The 18840-nt window shown below is 57.0% G+C and carries 23 protein-coding genes (1 of these 23 cut by a window edge); 2 read left to right on the forward strand and 21 right to left on the reverse strand.

The window, feature by feature from the left end:
• The 13 genes from rsmI to JZM60_RS02240 form a co-directional block, all read right to left on the reverse strand.
• Positions 1-784 carry the 5' portion of a 16S rRNA (cytidine(1402)-2'-O)-methyltransferase gene (gene rsmI / locus JZM60_RS02180; RefSeq protein WP_207163903.1) on the reverse strand. 77 nt of this gene lie to the left of the window's left edge, so the window shows 784 of its 861 coding nt (coding positions 1-784); the start codon lies at positions 782-784; its stop codon lies beyond the left edge, outside the window.
• Positions 781-1596: an NAD+ synthase gene (locus tag JZM60_RS02185; protein WP_207163904.1), complete on the reverse strand. Its 816-nt coding sequence runs from the start codon at positions 1594-1596 to the stop codon at positions 781-783. The genes rsmI and JZM60_RS02185 overlap by 4 nt, the downstream gene beginning before the upstream one ends.
• Positions 1596-2447, reverse strand: coding sequence for a nitrilase-related carbon-nitrogen hydrolase (locus JZM60_RS02190; protein WP_207163905.1), 852 nt, complete (start codon positions 2445-2447; stop codon positions 1596-1598). Before JZM60_RS02190 ends, JZM60_RS02185 begins: the two co-directional genes overlap by 1 nt.
• 68 nt (positions 2448-2515) lie before the next feature.
• Complete coding sequence (locus JZM60_RS02195) at positions 2516-2884, reverse strand: YraN family protein (RefSeq protein WP_207163906.1); 369 nt, start codon at positions 2882-2884, stop codon at positions 2516-2518.
• The gene (locus JZM60_RS02200; RefSeq protein WP_207163907.1) at positions 2871-3512 is read right to left on the reverse strand and encodes a ribonuclease HII; all 642 of its coding nucleotides are present in this window, start codon (positions 3510-3512) and stop codon (positions 2871-2873) included. Before JZM60_RS02200 ends, JZM60_RS02195 begins: the two co-directional genes overlap by 14 nt.
• A gap of 50 nt (positions 3513-3562) precedes the next feature.
• On the reverse strand, positions 3563-3919 hold the full coding sequence (rplS, locus tag JZM60_RS02205) for a 50S ribosomal protein L19 (protein ID WP_207163908.1): 357 nt from the start codon (positions 3917-3919) through the stop codon (positions 3563-3565).
• A 61-nt stretch (positions 3920-3980) separates the two neighbouring features.
• Complete coding sequence (locus JZM60_RS02210) at positions 3981-4562, reverse strand: RNA methyltransferase (protein WP_207163909.1); 582 nt, start codon at positions 4560-4562, stop codon at positions 3981-3983.
• A complete protein-coding gene (gene trmD / locus JZM60_RS02215; RefSeq protein ID WP_207163910.1) occupies positions 4559-5296 on the reverse strand; it encodes a tRNA (guanosine(37)-N1)-methyltransferase TrmD in 738 nt (245 codons plus the stop codon). The genes JZM60_RS02210 and trmD overlap by 4 nt, the downstream gene beginning before the upstream one ends.
• Positions 5293-5814, reverse strand: a complete 522-nt coding sequence (rimM, locus tag JZM60_RS02220) for a ribosome maturation factor RimM (RefSeq protein ID WP_207163911.1) — start codon at positions 5812-5814, stop codon at positions 5293-5295. The genes trmD and rimM overlap by 4 nt, the downstream gene beginning before the upstream one ends.
• A complete protein-coding gene (locus JZM60_RS02225; protein ID WP_207163912.1) occupies positions 5814-6044 on the reverse strand; it encodes a KH domain-containing protein in 231 nt (76 codons plus the stop codon). Before JZM60_RS02225 ends, rimM begins: the two co-directional genes overlap by 1 nt.
• 64 nt (positions 6045-6108) lie before the next feature.
• Complete coding sequence (rpsP, locus tag JZM60_RS02230) at positions 6109-6375, reverse strand: 30S ribosomal protein S16 (protein ID WP_207163913.1); 267 nt, start codon at positions 6373-6375, stop codon at positions 6109-6111.
• A gap of 100 nt (positions 6376-6475) precedes the next feature.
• A complete protein-coding gene (gene ffh, locus JZM60_RS02235; protein ID WP_207163914.1) occupies positions 6476-7834 on the reverse strand; it encodes a signal recognition particle protein in 1359 nt (452 codons plus the stop codon).
• 153 nt (positions 7835-7987) lie between these two features.
• A complete protein-coding gene (locus tag JZM60_RS02240; RefSeq protein WP_338148865.1) occupies positions 7988-8293 on the reverse strand; it encodes a putative Se/S carrier protein in 306 nt (101 codons plus the stop codon).
• 65 nt (positions 8294-8358) lie between these two features.
• On the opposite strand from JZM60_RS02240, the gene JZM60_RS02245 reads away from it, so the two are divergent.
• On the forward strand, positions 8359-8616 hold the full coding sequence (locus JZM60_RS02245; RefSeq protein ID WP_207163916.1) for a hypothetical protein: 258 nt from the start codon (positions 8359-8361) through the stop codon (positions 8614-8616).
• A complete protein-coding gene (locus JZM60_RS02250) occupies positions 8609-9094 on the forward strand; it encodes a DciA family protein (protein WP_207163917.1) in 486 nt (161 codons plus the stop codon). The genes JZM60_RS02245 and JZM60_RS02250 overlap by 8 nt, the downstream gene beginning before the upstream one ends.
• Before the next feature lie 35 nt (positions 9095-9129).
• On the opposite strand, the gene JZM60_RS02255 is transcribed toward JZM60_RS02250, so the two are convergent.
• The 8 genes from JZM60_RS02255 to JZM60_RS16830 are packed head-to-tail and all read right to left on the reverse strand — an operon-like array spanning position 9130 to position 18840.
• Positions 9130-9864 carry a tRNA1(Val) (adenine(37)-N6)-methyltransferase gene (locus tag JZM60_RS02255; RefSeq protein WP_207163918.1) on the reverse strand — a complete coding sequence of 245 codons (735 nt, stop codon included), beginning with the start codon at positions 9862-9864 and terminating at the stop codon, positions 9130-9132.
• Positions 9861-12290, reverse strand: a complete 2430-nt coding sequence (locus tag JZM60_RS02260) for a YfhO family protein (protein WP_207163919.1) — start codon at positions 12288-12290, stop codon at positions 9861-9863. The genes JZM60_RS02255 and JZM60_RS02260 overlap by 4 nt, the downstream gene beginning before the upstream one ends.
• Positions 12287-13480 carry a glycosyltransferase family 4 protein gene (locus tag JZM60_RS02265; RefSeq protein ID WP_207163920.1) on the reverse strand — a complete coding sequence of 398 codons (1194 nt, stop codon included), beginning with the start codon at positions 13478-13480 and terminating at the stop codon, positions 12287-12289. The genes JZM60_RS02260 and JZM60_RS02265 overlap by 4 nt, the downstream gene beginning before the upstream one ends.
• Positions 13477-14460 (reverse strand): glycosyltransferase family 2 protein, encoded by a 984-nt coding sequence (locus tag JZM60_RS02270; RefSeq protein WP_207163921.1) that lies wholly within the window; start codon positions 14458-14460, stop codon positions 13477-13479. The genes JZM60_RS02265 and JZM60_RS02270 overlap by 4 nt, the downstream gene beginning before the upstream one ends.
• Positions 14457-15680, reverse strand: a complete 1224-nt coding sequence (locus tag JZM60_RS02275; protein ID WP_207163922.1) for a glycosyltransferase family 4 protein — start codon at positions 15678-15680, stop codon at positions 14457-14459. Before JZM60_RS02275 ends, JZM60_RS02270 begins: the two co-directional genes overlap by 4 nt.
• A gap of 48 nt (positions 15681-15728) precedes the next feature.
• Entirely contained in the window at positions 15729-16754 is a 1026-nt protein-coding gene (locus tag JZM60_RS02280; RefSeq protein WP_207163923.1) for a glycosyltransferase family 2 protein, read from the reverse strand.
• Positions 16751-18178 carry an oligosaccharide flippase family protein gene (locus tag JZM60_RS02285; protein WP_207163924.1) on the reverse strand — a complete coding sequence of 476 codons (1428 nt, stop codon included), beginning with the start codon at positions 18176-18178 and terminating at the stop codon, positions 16751-16753. The genes JZM60_RS02280 and JZM60_RS02285 overlap by 4 nt, the downstream gene beginning before the upstream one ends.
• Complete coding sequence (locus JZM60_RS16830; RefSeq protein WP_277603778.1) at positions 18178-18840, reverse strand: CatB-related O-acetyltransferase; 663 nt, start codon at positions 18838-18840, stop codon at positions 18178-18180. Before JZM60_RS16830 ends, JZM60_RS02285 begins: the two co-directional genes overlap by 1 nt.

Here is an 18840-nt window from a genome sequence, read left to right on the forward strand (position 1 = left end):
CGCTTGCTCTTTTGACGGCATCTTTTACTGAAAGCCCCTCAGAATAAAGATACTGCTTGAGGACTTCTGCAAGGGATTCCGTTGCCCTCTTTTGGGACTCATCTTCTTTTGATGGTGCAACGAGAATGACAACTTCACCCTTTACCTGCCGCCCGGAAAAACAGCCAATGACGTCGGAGGTAGCCCCGCGGGCGAATTCTTCATGGATTTTTGTCAATTCCCTGGCCACAACCAGGTCGCGTTCCCCCATAACTTCCTTTATGTCGTCCAAGGTTGCCATGAGGCGGTTCGGCGCTTCATAGAATATGAGCACCCGCTCCTCAGTCTTGAGGGAGCACAGCTGTTCACGCCGTTTTGCTTGCCGGTTAGGCAGAAAACCTATGAATGTGAAGGAATCCGTCGGGAGCCCCGCAGCCGACAGGGCCGCCACCGCTGCCGATGCCCCCGGCACCGGCACCACAGGAATGGTTCTCGATATTGCATCCCTCACCAATTGGTATCCCGGATCGGCAATACAGGGCGTGCCGGCATCCGACACAAGAGCGACAGACGATCCGCCCAGGAGCCTGGCAAGTATTGCTTCACCTTTGATGTGCTTATTATGGTCGAAATACGAGGTAAGAGGCTTACTGATACCGAAATGCGTAAGCAGTTTGCGGGTATGCCGCGTATCCTCGGCGGCAATGAGATCAACCTCTTTAAGGATACGAACTGCCCGAAACGTTATATCCTCAAGGTTGCCGATGGGTGTCGCTACAATATAAAGTGTGCCGGTAATTGTCATTTACCCCAGTCGCGCGAATAGCGGAAATCCCGATCAATGGTCCGGTTTGAAACCTTGGCTATTACCGGCAGACGACGCTTGAAATGGGAGTTCTGTATCCGGGCTGAAACAGTGTCGATAAAGGCCGAATCAAAACCGTTCTTTATCAACTCTTCGCGGGTCATCCTCAAATCGACCATAGAATAAAGGAGCTTATCCACTTCTTTATAGGTAAAACCAAGTTCCTGCTCATCGGTCTGCCCGGCCCAGAGATCGGCGGAAGGTTGCTTCTCTATGATCTCCCGAGGAACGCCCATCTCTTCGGAAAGCTGCCAGACCTGGGTTTTGTAGATATCACCAATGGGATTGAGGGCACTTGCCATGTCTCCGTACAGTGTGCCGTAGCCGAGAAGGAGTTCCGTCTTATTGCTTGTACCGAGAACCAATGCTGACAGGGCTGCCGAATGGTCATAAAGAATTGTCATCCGCTCCCGGGCCATCTTGTTGCCGCGACGCATGCCGTCGGCCTCAGGGAATAGAGAGAAGTAGGCATCAATCATCGGCGTGATCTCTATGACTTGAAAGTGAATTCCGAGGTCTTGCGCGGCAAGTCTTGCGTGGGCTTCACTTTCCGGATTGCTGGTTTTGTACGGCATCACACAGGCATGAACATTTTCAGGCCCCAGAGCCTCCGCCGCAAGGTACGCAACAAGGGCGGAGTCTATCCCTCCGGACAGCCCCAGCACAACCTTGTGCACCCCAACCTTAGTAACTTCCTCCCGAATGAATCCGACAAGAATCCGGCGCAGAAGCTTTACGTTAACGCTCCCCATCAGCAATCCCTTTCTTTTTCAATGCGCTGCAGTTCTTTCATGGTGATGGGGAAGCTCTCGTCGCGCATCATCGGGGAGAATATCCGTTCACGACGCAACTCTCCCCCGTCGACAGGGGCAAATATCAAATCTTCGTCAAACAAACGTGCCCGCTTGGTAACCGTGCCTGATGGCGCCACAACCTCCGATCCGCCCCAAAAGTTGACGCCGTCTTCAAAGCCAACGCGATTACAGTAGAATACGCGAGAATTGAGGAACATTGCCGTCGTGGACGTGAGCTTCTGCCAGGCGACGGTTGACCCCAGGCTCTCATCACCGCTGATGCCGCGCCCCGGGCTGCTGGAAAGACACAAAATGGTCGTTGCGCCATCCATGGCAAGAATGTAGGGGGCGGAAAGATGCCACATATCTTCGCAGATGAGCATCCCTATCCGCCCGAAGCGGGTGTCAAACGCGCGGAAACGCTCACCCCGGGCGAGATAGCGCTGCTCGTCAAAGAGCCCATAGGTGGGAAGATATACTTTTCGATGAATATGCCTGATTTCTCCACCATCGAGGTAAATGGCCGAGTTGAAGAAGCGATAGTCGTCGGAAACCTCGACAAATCCAACGGCAATGGCGATATGCCGGGAGAGTTCTTTAAGGCGCAGAATCTCGGGGGCATTCAGAGTCAAAGCAACATCCGGCACCAGATCCCTGAGGAAATAGCCGGTTATCGCAAGTTCAGGGAAGACAATCATGTCTGCATGCTCGGCGATAGCGCGATCAATTGCGGACTCAACTATGATGAGGTTCTCGGCAAGGCAGCCGAGTTTTGGTTTTATCTGTGCCAGAGCAACGGTAAAATCCACGATTCGAGCCCCCAATTTTTCGGTCAAAAGTAACACAGCAGCATAGCGTTTTCAACGGCATATCCCAGCTAATAGGCTAGCTCGAACGCATTTGGAATATGCTCTATTCTCGGTTCCTGACCAGAGAACGTAATGGCGATCACATCGAAACGAGCACCTGAATCCTGCTCCTTCTTCTTCGCAAGCCACGTCAGAGCGGCCTTTGATATCTGCCGCTGCTTGAATGGTGTAACGGCAAGCTGAGGGGGCCCATAGGAACCTGTATTCCTCGTTTTAACCTCGACGAAAACCAGATCTTTCCCATCGCGGGCGACAATGTCGATCTCCCCCCCCTTGCAGCGGAAATTCCGCTCGAGAATCCGGTAGCGCTGCCGCTCCAGGTACGCGACAGCCAGGTTCTCGCCTTCACACCCCACGGAGATATTATGACGCGACATGTTCTTTTACCCCCCGGAATGTCTTCCTGTGAATGGGACAGGGGCCAAGTTCAGCTATTGCCGCAAGATGGGAAGAGCAACCGTACCCCTTGTGCCCGGCAAAACCGTAACCAGGGTATTGCTGGTCGTACTCTACCATCATTCGGTCCCTGGTGACCTTTGCCACAATGGAGGCAGCAGCAATCGAGATGCTGGCGCTGTCTCCTTTTTTGATGGTTCTCTGGGGGATATTAATAGGAATATTGGATATACCGTCGATGAGGAGGAAGTCCGCGGAAACGGGCAACTGTGCGACAGCTTCGCCCATGGCATGGAGAGTCGCCTGAAGTATATTGATACGATCAATGCATGCGTGATCAGCCACGCCGACACCAACGGCCAAAGCCCGCGCGGAGATCAAGGCATATAGCTCCTCACGTTTTGATGCAGAAAGTTTCTTGGAATCGTCAATTCCCGGCAGGTCCACATCCCGAGGGAGAATAACCGCCGCGGCAACCACAGGGCCGGCAAGGGGGCCGCGCCCGGCTTCGTCAATTCCGGCGACATTGCGAAACCCTCTGCGGAAAGCAAGCTGCTCAAACATCCAGAGAGACATTTCATCCATTTCGGCAAACAGAGGCAGACTCACCGGCGCGCTCCTGTAAATGAAAAAGCCCCGCGGAGCGGGGCTTTTTATCGTTAGCGGGCAGCCACGTATTTCTTCTCGCGAATCCGGGCAGCCTTACCTCTGAGTTTACGCAGATAGTACAGTTTGGCGCGGCGGACATGGCCGCGGGTAATTACCTCGATGGCATCAAGGGACGGAGAGTGGAGGGGGAATACCCTTTCTACGCCTATGCCGTTGGAAATCTTGCGAACGGTGAACGACTCGCGGATCCCACCATTCTGACGGGCGATAACCACGCCTTGGAAAGCCTGGATCCGGCTCTTGTCGCCTTCCACGATTTTTACGTGGACCTTCACCGTATCCCCCGGCTTGAAGGAGGGGATGTTTTTCTTCATCTGGTCAAGTTCAAGCATGTCGATTGTGTTCATGTGCTACTTCCTCCCTTATGTGCGTAAACGCATACTAGTTTCGTGTATTGTGCGCGGGGTATCAGGACGCCCCGAACAGCCTGTCCATAATGATTGCCGCAGCTGATCTTACGGAAAGATGATTGTAATCTCCTACCCCCCGGATCGGCTCGAGAACCATATCAGCCCTGTCGAAGACCTCTTCAACAAGCCCCCATCCGGTACCGAAGAGAAGCAGGTACGGTTGCTCACGATCAGTCATGAGTACCCGCAAGTCTGCAAATCGCGCGCTTCGTGGATGCTGGCCGGCACCAGTGGTAACAAGCCGCGGCATCCGGCCGGAACGCCTTTGAATATCCGCAATTGCATCGTCAAGAGATGCGGTAATTTCTATCAGATCAAGGGCAGCCTTGCGCTTGGGATTGTATGTGGCTCCCCATCCCTCCTGCCAGTGCCGCACAATTCTTTTAGCAAGTTCCTGCTGCCCCTGAACAGGGGTCACAACATAATAGCGCGACACACCAAAAGTCCTGGCGGACCGGGCAATGTCGTGGATGTCGAGATTCGTTACCGCGGTAGAGACAACCTGCCGGTTCTTGTCGTAAACCGGGTAATGAATGAGCGCGACGCTAACGTTTGAGTTGACCGGAAGCGCCTCTCTCACCGGCAGGCATCCTCTTTAAGTTCAGCTATATACCGTTGGTCGTCGCGGTCCAAAACGGCTTTTTCAAGAAGATCAGGCCTCGTCTGGAGAGTTTCCTCTAAGGCCTTGTGGCGACGCCAGCGTGCAACGTCGGCATGATTGCCCGACAAAAGCACGGGAGGAACCGCTACCCCTTGAAATTCGGCAGGCCGAGTATATTGAGGATACTCCAAAAGGCCATCTGAGAACGTGTCGGACTCGGCGGACCCGGGCGACCCGAGGACACCGGGAATAAAGCGGGCAGCGGCATCAATCATGACCATGGCAGCCAACTCACCGCCAGTGAGGACGAAATCGCCGATGGAGAACTCGTCATCCACGAAAAGTTCCCGCACCCGCTCATCAACCCCTTCGTAACGGCCGCAGATGACAACTATTTCCTGTTCCTGTGCCAGTTCACGTGCCGCAGCATCATCGAAAAGACGGCCGCGCGGACTGGTTAAAATCACCCGCGCTTCAGGGCGGTCGACCTTGACTGCCTCCAGACAGGCGGCAATCGGCTCGACCTTCATGACCATGCCATCTCCACCGCCATAAGGTGCGTCGTCCACAACCTTATGCCGGTCAGTGGCAAAGTCTCGAATCTGGTGGAGCCGGATATCAAGGAGACCTTTCTCCACGGCGCGCCGGATAATGCTCTCGGTAAGCGGCCCCTCGAACATAGCCGGGAAAAGGGTCAGAATATCTAATTTCATAGATCAAGCAACCCCTCTGGGGGGCTTACGGTCATGGTTCCCTGGGTCAAATCCACGTTGACAACTATATCCTCAAGGGCAGGGATCAGGTATTCCTTCTCCCCACCTCTGACGACATAAACGTCGTTGCTTCCAGTGGCCATGATCTCCGCTATGCGGCCAAGGGACTCACCATCAGTGGTAGTCACCGAAAGCCCCATAAGGTCACACCAGTAGAACTCTCCTTCGTCAAGGGGAGGAAACTGATCCCTTTGCACCAGGAGCTCGCGCCCCACCAGATGGAGGACTTCGTTAATATTCGTAAAGCCCTTCAGCGTAAGAAGAACCCGGTTTCGGTGCACCGTCGCACGTTCAACCGCAAACGTCTCCGTGCGGTTTTCCGGTCCCTTAAGCGCGATTTCCTTTAAGGAAAGTATCGTATCAAATTCACCGGAAAAGGGGACGATCGTCAACTGCCCCCTTATGCCGTGTGTTGCGACTACTTTGCCGAGCAACACGAAATCGGTGCTACTTATCATTATTCCACAATCTTCAGAACAGCTTTCTTGTTATCCTTGGTGGACACTGCGTTAAGCAAGGTCCGGATTGCCTTTGCCGTCCGCCCTTCTTTGCCGATGATTCGTCCCATGTCCTCTTTGGCCACGGTCAGCTTGATGACTGTCGTATCCTCTTCCATTTCCTCGGTGGTTCTCACCTGAGTGGGGTCGTCCACAAGCGCCTTTGCGATGGTTTCTACAAGTTCTTTCATGTCGGTAACCTCTGCAATGGGAATGACCGGCGGACCGGGAACGAAGCAGCGTTACAGGATACGGTTAGGCAGGCTTGGTCGTGAACTTCTCCCAAAGGCCCGCCTTCTTGAGCATCTGCTTTACGGTGTCAGTGGGAAGAGCTCCCTTGCCGAGCCACTCAAGAGCCTTGCCTTCTTCAAACTTCACGGCAGCGGGATTCTGGTTCGGGTCGTAGGTTCCGACATTCTCAATGAACCGTCCATCACGGCGACTGCGTACATCGGCAATAACGATTTGATAAAAGGGCTTCTTCTTCGCCCCTGCACGAGCCAAACGCATTTTAATAGCCATCTTCTTCCTCCTGGTGTTCTCACGGTCTCTTACCGTCGAGCATTTTCGTGTGTATATTTGTATGTCACTTCAGTGACAGTTCGGATTTAACTTTCGGAGATCAGAAGGGGAACATCCCCTTGCCCATCCCCTTCATGCCGCGCATCAACCCTTTGGGCCCCATCTTCTGAAGTTGCTTCATCACCTTTTGGGCCTCAGTGAACCTTTTCAGAAGCTGGTTCACCTCCTGAACCGTCGTACCGCTCCCCTTGGCTATCCTCAGGCGTCGGCTGCCGTTGATGATCTGGTGGTTAGCCCGCTCACCGGGGGTCATGGAATCGATAATTGCCTCGATCCGCTTGAGCTCCTTCTCCGAAGGCTGGGCCCCCTGCATCTGCTTCATGGCCTTCCCCACGCCGGGGATCATGCCGAGAATCGAGTCGAGAGACCCCATTTTCTTGATCTGCTGAAGCTGGCTCTTGAAATCTTCCAGATCAAACTGGCTCTTCTTGAGCTTCTGCTGAAGCCGCTCCGTCTCAGTGACATCAAAGGTGGCCTGGGCCTTCTCCACAAGGGTGAGAATATCGCCCATCCCAAGAATGCGGGAAACCAGACGGTCCGGGTAAAAAACCTCAAGGGCATCCAGCTTCTCGCCGAGGCCAACCAGTTTAACCGGCTTGCCGGTAACGGCACGAATGGAGAGGGCCGCCCCCCCCTTCGCATCGCCGTCAAGCTTGGTGAGGACCACCCCCGTTATATCGAGCCGCTCATTGAAGCCGGTGGCAACATTGACCGCTTCCTGGCCGGTCATGGCGTCGGCAACAAACAGGATTTCCCGTGGATCGGCCGCTTCCTTGATCCGGACGAGCTCATTCATGAGATACTCGTCGATCTGAAGGCGGCCGGCGGTGTCGAGAATCACCGTATCGAAGCCATTAAGCGTGGCATAGCGGAGAGCTTCGCGGCAGATATCAACCGGGTCCTGATCGGCCCGCGAATCAAAGGTCTCCACCGAAAGCTGGCGGCCAAGGGTCTTGAGCTGCTCGATGGCGGCCGGCCGATAGACATCGGCTGGCACAAGCAACGGTCGGCGGCGTTGCCCCTTGAGGAGCCGTGCAAGCTTTCCGCAGGTAGTGGTTTTGCCGGAGCCCTGGAGGCCGACCATCATGATAGCAACCGGCGGCTTCGCTGCAAGATCAAGACTGTTGTCTTCGCTGCCCCCCATGAGGGCAACGAGTTCTTCCTGCACAACCTTGATGACCTGCTGCCCAGGGGAGAGGCTCTGCAGAACCTGGGTGCCGACGGCCCGCTCACGAACCTTTTCGACGAAATCCTTGACGACCTTGAAGTTGACATCGGCCTCAAGAAGGACCAAACGCACTTCGCGGAGCGCCTCCTTGATGTTTTCCTCGGTCATTACCCCCTGACCGCGGAGCTTTTTAAAGAGGCTGTCGAGTTTGTCTGAAAGGTTTTCGAACATCTATTCCATCATGCCCGCACAAGCGGCGAAAGCGCCCACAGGGCGCACGTATCCATTAAGAAAGAGGTTAACTATAGATGAGGCCGCAAGTCAGTGTCAAGCAAAAACATTTTTACTACATTACGATAACGCCTGCTCCTTCACCATCATTCGTCAAGCAGACTTGAGATACTTCCCGCCAGAATGGATGTGAATCTCTTCCGGCAAAAGCCCCTCCGCCTTCAGGATATCTTCAACGGCCTGCCGGTCGACAACAGCATACCTGATTGCAAGGCCGCAATCGGCATGAAGCGCCCGGGGCGCAGGAATGAGAAGCACGGGAAGCCCATGCCCCTTGAGTACTTTTTCAGCTTTCATAACCCGATGAATTGAATGAAAAACCGCAACGCAATCACCTTCTCGAACCATAATCCGCTTTTTCCTCTCATATGCAGCAATAATACAGGCCGGCAGCGTCATTGCAACAAATCAAGCCCGTTGACAAAAAGAGAACTCATCACGTACCATGCCGCAAGAGGTGGACAATGCATCCCTTTTTGATGATATTCGGACTTATACTGCTCGCCCTCATCATAAACCTCCCCTGCGGCTACCTTAGACAAGGGTACGAGAAGTTCACCTTCGGCTGGTACTTCTACGTCCACATATCCATCCCATTCATCATTTATCTCCGCATCAAATCCGGGTTCAGCTGGAAATTCATCCCTCTTACCCTCGGAGGCGCCGTGGCCGGACAGATTATCGGCGGCATGATACACCGGAGGCGGCAGCGTAATGGGTGAAACGCGCGCCCGCATGCCGCGCCCCCGGTCTGTGGCGGATCTGCTGGCGGAGTCCCTGCGAGGGAAGCCCGCGGAGCGGCGACTGAAAGAGGGAAGAATCTGGCTCCTATGGGACGAGACGGTTGGTGACCGGATTGCATCCGTGGCACGTCCCGTGGGATTTCGCGACGGCACGTTGACCGTGGCGGTGTCAAACGCCCCCTGGATGCAGCAACTGAATTTCCTGAAACGAGGAATAATCGAAAAATTGAATGCCCTCCTCGGCGGCCCGGTGGTGCAGGACATCTATCTCAAGGCAGGCCCGCCACCCCCACCCGCGGCCCCACCCGCTGAACACCGCCCCCCCCCTCGCGAACTGACCGGAGCCGAGCAGGAAATGGTTGCGTCAGAGACTGAATCCATTGAAGATCCCGAACTCCGCGAGATCATATCGCGCCTCATGACAAAACATCTCGCCTCGACAGCACCGGAAAAATAGCCCCACTTTGTGTTGACAGCTACCGGTTGCCAACATCACGGCATCTCAATGCCCAGGATTTCCGCAACTTCCGGGGTATAATCCAACCCTGCACCCCTGACGACCAGGGGGGGGAGCACCGCCAGGTCCGCCCTGCGCCCCTTGGCAAATTCCACCATTACCATGCGGGCCTCGGCTTCGGCAGTTCCATGCACGAGCCGCAGCCTCATGGGCGCCAGCTTCTGCCGATGGGCCTCGGCAAAAAGCTCGGGAAGCCTCGCCGGATGATAGATGAAACAGATGCGGCCGGCCGGCTTTACCAGGTACTTGGCAGTGGCGAGAAAATCGGTCAGGGTGGCCGTCGACTCGTGACGGGCATCGTCACGCCCGATTTTGGGGCTTACCTTGCCGGTCCCCCGCTTGCGGTAAGGGGGGTTGGAAAGGACCAGGTCGAAGGAGGAAACGGGAAAACACTTACGGAGGCCGAGAACGTCTTCCCGAAGAATGTCGATCCGGTCGCCAAGGTCATTCAGGAGAACATTCCGTTCCGCCAAATCCGCCATGGCGTCCTGGAATTCAACCCCCACAAAGGTGGCCTGCCCATGCTGCCGGGCAAGGACAAGGGGGATTATGGCACTGCCGGTTCCCAGATCGGCCACACGCGCCCCCACCGCCGGAGCGGCAAATGCGCAGAGCAGCAGCGGATCAAGGGAGAATCGGTACCCGTGGCGCTCCTGGATGATCCGCAAGCCGTATTTTTTCAGCTCATCTACGGTCTCTCCGCTCTTCACTCCCCCATCCCCGCCCTTCTGCGCAGCCGCCACTCCCGGCCCAGCATTACGGCGAACAGAGCAAAGGACGCCAGGGTAAGGTATTTGCCGATCCTGAAAGGCATGGGATCGAACAGGAACTCCACGCGATGGGCTCCCGGCACGAGATAAACGCCACGAAGAATGTGATTAACCGGATAGATGGATGCATCTTTCCCATCCACGTTGGCCCTCCACCCCCGGTAATATTTCTCCCCGAGAACAAGCAGCGAATTGCTCTCGGCAGTGACGGCCATATCGATACGATTCCCCTCGTACCGTTCGAGACGCACTGTGCCGACTACACCGGAGAGAGAAGCATTCGGGGCCGGAAGAGGCAGCGGCGGCGGAGTTTCCACGAGGGCAAGCCGCCGGGGGTCGAACGTGGGATTCTGGAGTATCGCCATGGTCTGCCGGGAATCGGGAATCAGCGCCACGGAGGGCACAAGCCATCCCTTGGGGAGGACGGAGCGATTTTCGAGAACCACGCTGCTCCCGTCGGGAGACGTGAATACAGGGGCGAACCGGCTGTCAAGGAGCGACTTTTCCTGATCGTACTGCTCCTTGCCGTAAACTAGATAGCGCACGTTCATCATGTCAGGCATGGCGGACGAGAACGAGAACGCATCGAGATAGTCCTGCCACCGCTGCTGCTGGACCGGATTGGGGGTGAACATGACGGGAATCTTGTTGGTGACGTACTGCATCGGGTCGCTGCCGTCCATGGGGAGGACACGGTATCCCTCCGGCATTTTGGAAACGAACTCCATGGCAGGAGTCATGACCCCTTTCACTTTGGCCGGCACAGGCACAAGGAACAGGAATTTGCTGTTTATCCGCCAGACATCGGCAACAAAGAGAAAGAAGAGCAGAGCAAGAAGGACCCGGGCCGGAATGAGCTTCCGGGCGAAGCAGATGATGACTCCGGCGATGGCAAAGGCCAATCCGGCGGCGATGGCAGTCTCGAGGACAATGTTATCCCATCGCTGCTGCACCAGATAGGCCCCCTGCTCGTAACGGGTGGGCTGGGCCAGCATTTGGTAAAAGGAGGAGATCCAGTGGTCCCGCCCCGCGACTTCCACACCCAGAACGGCAAGAAGACCAAAGGCAAAGACAGCAAGCCCTGTAAGGTAGCGGCGGAATTTCCGGTCATCCCGGGCCACCTCATCACGGAGGATGTCGATACCGCGGGCAGCCATGATTCCAAGCCCCATGACCGGGATGAACATCATCATCTTGGGCACGCGGAACCGGTCGATTCCAGGGAAGTAGTCGTACAGAAACTGGTAGAAGGGGGTGTACTTCCCCATGGAGAAGAGGATTCCGCCGACGATCCCCCCCACTGCAAGCCACGTGTATTTGTCACGGCGGAATAAGAGGGGAAGTGGTGCCAGCAACCAGGGGAGAAGTCCCATATAGCTGACCGTCTGGGTAAAGACCATGCGCCCCCAGTAGTAGGAGCGGATGTTGGTCGGGTTGTCCCCCGCCTCCTGGCGGGAAAGGCCGAAGAGGCCGGGGATGGCAAAGGCTGCCACCTCTTCGGGAGGGAGAGACCAGAGCATCGCCTCTTCCCGATTAAGCCCACCCTTGCCTTGATTGGCACCGCTCTGCACACCTCGGTTTGTTCCCTTTGACCAGTCCGCCAAGGGGGCAAGGGAAATGGCAACCGTGGAAAGGAAGAAGAACATCGTCACCAGGTTGAGACCCGCCAGTCGGGCGATATCGCGCCGAGGCCTGCCGGGTTCAGCCGCCCGGATGCCCATGAGCCGCACCACCCCGTACACCCCAATGACTAGGCAGGTATAGAATGCGATCTGCCAGTGGGTATTGAAAAATTGATAGGCCAGGACAACGGCGGTGGCCATGAACCAGATGAGGCGATTCGTGCGGAATCCCTTTTCAAGACACCAGAACGCCCAGGGGGCCCACGAAATGGTGGCGATCTTCATTACGTGGCCGGCGTTTATGAGGGAGGCGTTCTCCGGCGCCAGGGCAAAGACCAGTCCGGCGAAAAAGGCCGCTATGGGGCTCGCGCCGATGAGCCGGCAGTACGCATAGACTCCGGCGCCCCCCCAGAAGAGGTGCAGGACCATGAACCATGCCACGTTGGATGGAGCCGGAAACAGGTTGAGGATCAGTTTCTGGTCCAGCAGGAAGTGGAGCGAAGTGGTCCCCCCCCCCGTCGTTGTCCCACCATTTGTCAGCGGGTCCCAATCCGCCCGAAGGCTTATCTCCTTGAAAAGTTCCCCCAATGTTGCATCGTTCAGGTGCTTCGCCCACCAGTAGAATTCGTTGATGATGTCGGGGGCGCGAACGATCTGGTCGGTAAAGAGAATCCTGGCGAAAAAGAGAATCAGTACCGCCAAGAGCGTGGTCACAATGAGGAAGTCTTTTCGCCGTTCAGTCATCGCCTGGTCAACTCCATGTAAAAATGGTGCACTTTGTCCGCAAAATCGCTCCAGCTGAATTTATCCAGCAGGTACTCCTTCCCCTTGACTCCAAGAGCGCGGGCTCGTTCCGGAGAGTTCAGCAGCCCGACGGCCTGATCCGCCATCTCCTGCCAGTCGTCCGGATCACAGAGGATGCCGGAAACCTGGGGTTTTATGTACTCCGCCAACTGCCCCACCCGGTCGGCCACCACCGGCACGCCCGCCCGCAGCAACTCCGTCAGCTTTGCCGGGCACTTGGCCCGGTTGATCAGGGTGTCGGCAAAGGGGTAGATGGCCACATTCCCGGCCGCCAGATAATCGGGAAGCTGTTCCGGTTCCACCCACCCCGCCATGACCAGGACCGAAGCAAACCCCATCTGCCGGCCCGCGTCCACAAGCAGGGCCTCCTCGCCGTTCCGCCCCTTCCCCACCACCAGAAACCTGGCCTTCGGAACCCGCCGGCAAATCTCCGCAAAGAGGAAATGGAGCTTCTCCTGGCTGAACTCGAAGAACCGCGTGTAGAGGAGCACCACCGGCGCCTCCGGAGCAATGCCCAGCTTCTCCCTGGCGGACGCGCCATTACCGGCCGGAGCGTCCTCTACGCAATTGGGAAGATAGAGGGTTCGCTCCGGCGGGATCCCCATCCCCCACGCCTGGCCCTGGAGGGTGCGGCTCGCCGCCGTGACGCCGTCGGCGCGGGGGAGTATCCAGCGTTCCTGAAAGTCGAACAGCACCCTCTCCGCTCTCCCGTAGCCATGGAGGTCGTTCATCCCCCCCCGCCCCTCCCAGTCATCGGTATCAGCGAAGAGGGGCGGAAGCCCCAAACCGGCGCGCCGCAGCAGGATATGGAGCATCGCAGCCAGACCGCCATACCCCTTGGGTTTGAACAGGTGGACCAGATCAGGCTTTTCGGACAGCGCTGTGCGGAACATCCGCCAGGCCAGGACGGGTGCGGCCAGGGTGCTGTTTTTCGGCCCGAGGGAGATGTTCCGTATCGTAACCCCCCGGACGACCTCAGTTTTCCCGGAGTCTTCGGCGTTCGTGTAGGGTGGCGCCACGATGACAACCGAGTGGCCCGATTCCCGGAGCGCCGCCGCCAGGGGAACCATGCGGGCGATAACCGTACCCTTGGGGCGAATGCCGAAAGGCGCAAGGAAAACGATCTTCATCGCCCCTCCCCCATTTTCCGCCGGAACGTCCGGAATGGCGACCCGCCAGGCACCAGAAGGCGCTCGATCTCCGTGATGGAAATTTTCCGCAGCGCCCGAACCCCGCGACGCTTCCGCAACAGTGCCGGCAAATCCCGCAGCACATGGAAGCGCGCCCTGAGCGCCGCTCCCCCCCTACCTCGGATGACCGCCAGGGCAATGCCGCCGAGATCATAGAGCAGGATGCGGGGAAGACGCTCCATGAATAGCGCAGCGGGCCAGTTCTTGATCATGACGTACCACTTGTTCCGCTGCACCTGGTAGACGGTAAAAGGGCTCATCTTGCCGCTAGTGGCGGAATGGATATGGTAAACCACGGCAGAGGGAGCGGTCACGCACCGCCACCCCGCCAGCCTGCCTCGCCAGGCCAGATCCAGATCCTCATAATAGGCGAAAAAGTCCGGATCGAAGAAACCGACCTCGTCCAGCATGGCCCGACGATAGAGGGCCGCTCCGGCGCACGGCCCGAATACCGGCGCGGGCGTATCATACTGCCCGGCATCCCGCTCGTTCACCCCGATATTGCCCCCCAGGCCGTTCATGGCCGCCCCGATGCCAACGGAATCGAGGCATCCATGCTTGTGGAAATTGAGCATCTTTGCCGCCACCATGCCGATGCCGGGGTCCGCGTCGGCCGCCACCACCAGTTCCGCCAGGAACGGAGCCTCCACGCGGGTGTCGTTGTTGAGGGTGACGATATACTCCCCCGTGCAGGCGAGGAGACCCCGGTTGTTACCCCCGGCAAACCCCAGGTTCCGGTCGAGGGCCAGGAGCTTAACCCAGGGAAAACGCTTCCGCACATAGTCGGCCGATCCGTCGCTGGAGCCGTTCTCCACCAGAATTGTCTCGAAATCCCGAAAGGTCTGGGCAGCCAGAGAGGTGAGGCAATCATCGAGAAACCGCTTGCCGTTCCAGTTCAGGATGATGACGGATACCTTCACCGCGCCCCCCCGGCCAAGGCGGCATAGATTCGCCCCAGGTCAGCGGTTACCCGCTCCCACGAAAATCGCCGTGTCACCAGATCCCGTCCCCGTTCCCCAAGACTCCCCGCCAATTCGGTATCTTTCAGGAGATTGCAGACGCACGAAGCGAAGTCACCGGGTTCGTCGGCCACCAGGAGCGCACCATCCCCAGGGGAAGCGATCCCCTCGGCGCCGACGGAGGTGGCCACCACCGGCCGGCCGCAGGCCAATGCCTCCAGCACCTTGATCTTTATCCCCCCGCCGTAGCGCAAGGGGGCCACGACCACGTCCACACCGGCATAAAAACGCGCAACGTCGTCCACGAACCCCACGAATCGAATCCTATCGCCGGCGGCCTCAAGGAGCGCGGCAGGCGGATTCTTGCCGGCCACCAGAAACTCGACGCCGGGCACCTGCTCCCTGATGCGCGGAAAAATCTCGCGCAGGAAGAACAGGGTCGCATCCACGTTCGGCCCATGGCCGAAGCTGGCCAGGAATCCGATCCGTTTCCCCCCGGCTCCCGAGGTCTCCGGCATCGGAGGGATATCAACACCGACGGCATCGGCATACACATCCAGTTCGGGGCAAAAAACCCGAAGGGCGGCGGCGTCCTGCCCGGTGAGGGTCAGAACCTTGCCGAAGCGCGGGTAATGGCTTGTCTCATACCGGAGCCAGAAAAGCCACTGGAGAAAGAAATAGCCTTTGGCCACCGGGCTTGAGGCCATCCGCACCCGGCGATACGCGGAGACAACCGCCACATCCTGGGTATCCATGACCGCCGGCACTCCGCCGCACAGGGCAACGTACTGGGCCATCTGGGGGAAACAGAGGTGCACCACATCTGGGTTATGTTTGCCTATAGTTTCCCGGAGTACCCGTCCCATGACCCGGCTCTTGCATTTCACGGCAAAGACAGGGGTCAAGGTGAGGAATGAAATGATATTCTGGTAACCCCGGCGCAGGAGGTAGAGCATCTTTTCCCTGGAGGAAATCATTTCGCCGCCGGGAAAGGGAACCGTTATGACCTCTTTGCAGTGGGGAGCCAGCGTTGCCGTCTGCGGGACGTCTTCCTCCCGCGCAAAGGTAAGGTAGACCACCTCGTGGTGTTGGGCCAATCGCTTGACGAGGTTGAACACGGCAGTGGCGCCGCCGCTGGCGCCAGGGTTGGCCGGAAAGGGGGTGGCGAGGAGAATCTTCACGTTAGCGTCTCCGGTTCGGGCCAGCTTTCAAGTCTGTGACAGGCCGAGTTACCACGTGATGATGCGCCATAGAGCGAAGTACAATTTGTGTTTTCCCAGGAAAATATCAAATCGTTCATACAAGTACAAGTCGGCGCGGAAGCGAAGTGAGAGATAGCCTTTCAGTCGTCCCTCGCTTCCGTGGATTTCGTCGAGCGCCTCTTTTTTTCGTTTCCCTGAACGGTCCTCCATGCCTGTGCGAATTGCCTTGATAAGCTCAGAGTTCAGCCAGAGCTTGATCTTGCCCTTTATCCACTGCTCTACGTCTCTCTCTGAAAAACCATTATCGCGGGCAACCCGGCAGCAATAATCCCGGAAATCAAGCAGTGCCTGAAAATGCTTCAGGAGACCGCCGGCCAGAGACACGCTTTCCGAGCCTTCGTGGAGCCTGACGAAGGCCTCGGCTTTCTTGTTGCAGCCCACCAGCTTCCCCATCACCCCCAAGTGGAAGATGAATGCATCGTCCGTTGCCATGCCGGTTGTAAAGGCCGGATAGCCGCCAATGGCCTCGAACGATTTGCGCGGAAAAAAGACCCCTGTCAGGTAAGTTTCCCGCCTGTTTTGCGATCGCGCCTTCAGATAGGACAGGGCACTCTCCGTCTCGGGCCCCGCAATGCCCTTGCGCACCGGCCTGCCGTCGGCGTCAATGAAGGTCAGGGGAACATAGGCCACTCCGACATCCTGGCGGCTCGCCACAAACTCGCTCATATCCGCCACATATTCGCTCTCCAGCAAATCGTCATCACAGAGAATCGTGCACCAGGACACTGCCTCGGACATGAGGCTGATCCCCTTGTTTATGCTCCCCACAAGCCCCAGGTTCCGGTCGTTCACCAGGTAACGCACGCGCGGGTCGTCGATCCCCGCCATATAGCCTGGGGTGCCATCCGTGGAGCCGTTATCGATAACGACCACCTCCACGTCCCGGCAAGTCTGATTAAGGGCCGACGCCAGGGATTTTTCGAGAAAGGGGAGCCTGTTGTATGTGGGAATCAGTATGCCGACTACCCCCACTGAAACGGAGTTCATCCTCATCCCGATGCCTCCGCGCCTCTCATGCGTTCCTTGAATACACGCCGATAGACGATGTAGATCATGGCCAAATAGAGCGCGCCGTAAACGGTTGTCAGCAAATACCCGTTGTCGGTAATACCAGCCAACAACAGAACCGGCGCCAACGGTATCAGGGACGCGAGGAAGAACCAGCCGAAATCCGCCGCGATGGGGTAATCGGTCGCCCGGCGGAAATAGCCGTAGCTGACCACTGTCACCATCACCTTGGCCGCCAGGGTGGCAATTGCAGCCCCGACGGCGCCGAAAAACGGGATGAGCGTGAAATTCAGGATCGTGTTCATGACGTTGCCCCAGAAAACCGACGACCCGAACTCCCGCTGCATGTTCCAGGCGCAAAATGGTTGCGCGATGATCCCGCTGGTAAAGCCGAACGTTATCACGAAGCCCAGAATCAGAAGGCTGTCCGCACTTGCAGCAAAGGGGGGCCCATAGACCTCATGCACTATGAACGAAGAGAAATAGAACAGATAGAACCCGAGCGGTATTGAAAAAATCGACATGATAAACACATATTTCGTCATCACCCTGCCAATATCCCCGTTTTTGAAACTCTGTGCGAGTTCCCGGAAAAACGTGGGGGTGACAACGCCGTTGATCGAATAAAACGGGTTAATGAGCTTGTAAGCCGCCTCATATATTCCGACAGTCTGCGGATTGGTGAAATAATAGAGGATCAGGCGGTCGGAAGTTGTATAAACATAGCCGGAAAGGTCAGCCTTCAAAAAGTGCCCCCCTTCCCGGTAGAACCGGCCCAACCGCTTCAGGTAATTGCCATCGAACAATTGCCGGTCCAGCGAATTGAGGCGGAAATACGCAAGGAGCACGACTGAAAGCACGAAGTTGACCCCGGAATTAAACAGGGTCAAGTACGGCAGATGGCGCCAATCATCGGGCTGGCGGATGAAAATGACAATGGCTGCCGCATAGAGGATGCTCTGGGCAATGCGTATTACCGAAGAAGCGTTGATCCGCCCCAAAGCAACAAAGACCCACGCCGGAGTGCACGACTCCAGGACAACCATCAAAACTGTCGCATTGAGAAAATACTTCAGTTTTTCGTTTAACGGCGCAAAGGCGACGACGGCGACCGTCGCCAGGACCAACGCAATGGAGGAGACAAATTTGGGCGGGGTAATAATCGTCAGGAGAGTCGGCAGGGGTTCATCGTCGCGGGCCAGGAGTTGTGATGCGTATGCGGTAAGCCCCCCGTCAGCCAGCCTTCCCAAAAGGATTATGACGGCGCTGGTGGTGGCGCTGAAGCCAATATACTCCGGGCCGACAACCCGGCTGATGTATATCATGCCGAGGGCGGTAACGAGAAGCCCCAGCATCTCCGCCACTGCGCGGAATGTCAGTTTTTTCCCTCCCGAAAAAAGGGCTCCCATCAGATGCCATCTTTCATCAAAACGGAAACATCGTGCAACTTATGGTAGTTTTCTCTCAACCAATCCTCATCTTTCTCCCACCACTTAAAGGACATGAGGAATTCGGCCTCTTCACGGGAAAACCGCTCGCGAATCTGGCGTGCTGGGACTCCACCCCAGATCGTATAGGGGGGCACGTCTTTAACCACAACCGCGCCGGCGCCGATAATCGCACCATCGCCGATCGTCACTCCGTCGACTATGGCAGCGCGGAGGCCTATCCACACATCGTTGCCGACCGTGGTCGGCGAAAATTCAGCAAGGTAATCGCGGTCAGCAATCGTCCAGCCCATATCCGGTCGATGCAAATAAAGCAAAGGATGTGTGGAAACGAATTTCCGGGATGGATGGGTCCCGAGTCCGATGTAGACCTGGGGGGCAATGGAGCAATAGCGGCCAATCGTGGCGTTGCTCATGACACAGCCGGGGCCGATGTAGGTATAGTCCCCCACATGGCAGGAAAGCAATGTCACATCAGATGAGATATTCACGGTCTTCCCGAGATCCGAATCAGCGACATAACAACGCTTGCCGATCAAAAGCCCCGGATATTTCATCCTGAGCCGCCTGCGATTAAGCACGTCCCTTACACTTCCCGGCATCAGTCTACGGAAAATACCCAT

This window comes from Geobacter benzoatilyticus, assembly GCF_017338855.1.
GTDB classification, from domain to species: Bacteria; Desulfobacterota; Desulfuromonadia; order Geobacterales; family Geobacteraceae; genus Geobacter; species Geobacter benzoatilyticus.